This window comes from Nostoc sp. 2RC, from assembly GCF_014222165.1.
GTDB classification, from domain to species: domain Bacteria; phylum Cyanobacteriota; class Cyanobacteriia; order Cyanobacteriales; family Nostocaceae; genus Nostoc; species Nostoc linckia.
Window position 1 is genome coordinate 1 of record NZ_JACKZU010000647.1, and the last position, 2131, is coordinate 2131.

Consider the following 2131-nt stretch of genomic DNA (forward strand, 5'->3'; position numbering starts at 1 on the left):
ATTTTGCTCAATTACTTATTCACGACTTGTTTTTTTCAACAAGAACAAAATATAAATAACCAACGACTATTGATTAGTAATTGTTGACTATTGACTAATGAAAATGAAATTGAGTGTTAAAGGCACTGTCGATCAGTGGTTCAACAAAATGGGAAAAAATTCAACCCTTGGTGTAACGGCGTCGATTTTGTGGTTGACGATGGTTGGCTGGATAGCTTTTGTATGGAATTTGGGCAATATTGGCTTGATTGATGAGACAGAGCCACTGTTTGCAGAAGCTTCCCGCCAGATGTTCATTACAGGTGATTGGATCACCCCGTTTTTTAATGGTGACACTCGTTTCGATAAACCTGCTTTAATTTACTGGTGTCAGGCGATCGCCTATGCAATTATTGGAGTCAATGAGTGGGCTGTACGTCTTCCTTCTGCCATCGCTGCATTTGGTTTAGTTTGTTTAGCTTTTTACACTGTGCAGTGGTATTTAGCTAAACAAGATGAATTAGAGCAAGTCTCACGTCCCACTCGCCGCTACTTAATCTCCTTTTTAGCAGCAGCCCTCATGGCCCTGAATGGGGAAACAATAATTTGGGCAAGAACCGGTGTTTCTGATATGTTGCTCACCGGCTGCATAGCATCAGCTTTGTTGTGTTTCTTCCTGGGATATGCTAAGGGGGGGAGCAAAAGAGCAGGGGAAGAAAGAATAAGTAATGCCCCAATCCCCAATAACTGGTACTTAGCTACTTATGTATTAACTGCTGCTGCAATTTTAACTAAAGGCCCGGTGGGAATCGTCTTACCAGGGCTAATTGTCATTGCCTTTTTGCTTTATGTGGGCAAGCTGCGAGAGGTGTTTCGAGAAATGCGCTTGTTGTTAGGTATACTGATAATTTTTGGTTTATCAGTACCCTGGTATGCATTAGTGATTTGGCGTAATGGCTGGAATTATATTAATGCTTTTTTTGGTTATCACAATATAGAAAGGTTTACAGAAGTAGTAAATGGTCACTCAGCACCTTGGTATTTTTACTTTATAATTGTGTTGCTGGGTTTTGCACCATATTCTGTATATCTACCTGTAGCACTATTTAGACTGAAATTTTGGCAGCGATCGCACTGGCGCTCTCAACAACGTTTTCAACAATTAAGTTTATTTGCTGGTTTCTGGTTTACTGGCGTCTTTGGTTTTTTTAGCATTGCTGTTACCAAACTTCCCAGCTACGTATTGCCCTTGATGCCAGCAGCCGCCATCCTCGTGGCATTATTGTGGAGCGATATTTTCCAAGCAAAAAGAGAACGGGGAAATGGGGTAGACAACGGAGAGACGAGAGAAAATTCTCCCTTGTCTCCCACCCTGCGGGAAACTAAAGCTAAATCCCCCTTCCTCCTCTGGAGTGGCTGGGTGAATGTAGCATTTTTATCAATTCTGGCAACGGCACTGTTTAACATCACCCATATATTAGGAAGCGATCCAGCGATAACCAACTTCCACGAACTAATTAAACAATCTGGTTTACCAGTTATTGGCGGCGTAATTTGGTTTGTTTGTGCTGTTTTGGTTGCAGGATTATTACTGAGTCGTCGCTGGAACTGGATAATCAGTGTCAATGTACTCGGATTTGTAGCGTTTTTAATTTTCGTTTTGACGCCTGCTTCATTTTTTATCGATCGCGAACGTCAATTACCTTTAAGAGAATTGTCTGCAACTATACAAGAAGTCAGGCAACCCAATGAAGAATTGGTTATGCTTGGCTTTAAAAAACCGAGCGTAGTATTTTATAGCCAAACTCACGTTAATTATTTCAGATTTCCCCAAGAAACTCTAGAACATCTGCAAAACCAAGCAGCCAAAGGTCTCAAACCACCTTCGCTACTGTTGTTGGCCGAACAGAAAAAACTTCTGCAAATGGAATTACAGCCAGATGATTACAAAAATTTATCCACCAAAGGTGCTTATAATTTGATTCGCATTCCTTTTTTCAAAAAGAAAAACGAAAAAATGGACATATCGTAATTGGGCATTGGGCATTGGGCATTGGGCATTGGGCAAGCAGGAAGTGTGGGAGGTGTGGGAGGAGACGGAGGTGTGGGAGGTGTGGGAGGATGGTGAAAAAATCTTTCCCCCCACACTCCC

Annotated in this window: 1 protein-coding gene; it reads left to right on the plus strand. The window is 41.7% G+C overall.

The annotated features are described in order from the left end of the window. Positions 1-97 precede the first annotated feature (97 nt). Complete coding sequence (locus GNE10_RS34125; protein WP_185570449.1) at positions 98-2011, plus strand: glycosyltransferase family 39 protein; 1914 nt, start codon at positions 98-100, stop codon at positions 2009-2011. Positions 2012-2131 lie beyond the last annotated feature (120 nt).